The 589-nt window shown below is 40.4% G+C and carries 1 protein-coding gene; it reads right to left on the reverse strand.

Going from position 1 to position 589, the window contains the following annotated elements; genetic code table 11:
* Positions 1 to 32: 32 nt before the first annotated feature.
* Positions 33 to 589: Rpn family recombination-promoting nuclease/putative transposase (locus EL17_RS22360; RefSeq protein WP_035080070.1), on the reverse strand; the 557-nt coding region annotated here is incomplete at its 5' end.

The following is a 589-nucleotide window of genomic DNA, read 5'->3' on the forward strand; positions in this document are numbered from 1 at the left end:
GCAATGACGGTCTCACCATTTAGGAAAATGAATCACCTTTCCCTGTTTTTCAACTTCTCAATCTGCTCTTTTGTCAATCCTGTAGATTTAATTATAACATCCATTTTGACATCGTTTTTAATTAATTCTTCCGCTATCTCATATGCCCTGGCTTCTCTTCCTTTTTCCATACCCTTAACAATTCCTTCTTCCATCCCTTCCTCCCTAGCGGTATCGAGTGAATTTTTCAGGTCGCGGTAATATTTCAGACTGTCCTCATAAGACCGGATCTGCTGCGGGGTGAATTTGGCTATTTCCGCGGTTTCAAAGAGTTTTTCAAAAATCTGCTCCCGTAATTTATCCGGCACCCTGTCCAGTTTATTTAGATTTCGGAGTACAAACAGCCATTTGTCAAACCTTGTTTCCAGTTCGTCTATGGTCTTGTTAAATTTGGGCATTTCTAAATAAATAAACGTCAGTTTGTTATAAAAGACCTTTTTCGTTTCTATATCCGAAAGCTTGACATCATATCGGTACTTGCCCGGCTCATGCCTGTCTTCCTCAAAGACAAAGTCCAGGATGGCAATGGTGTAGACTGCCTTTAGCTCAT

The sequence above is a fragment of the Anditalea andensis genome (assembly GCF_000714815.1).
Lineage (GTDB): Bacteria > Bacteroidota > Bacteroidia > Cytophagales > Cyclobacteriaceae > Anditalea > Anditalea andensis.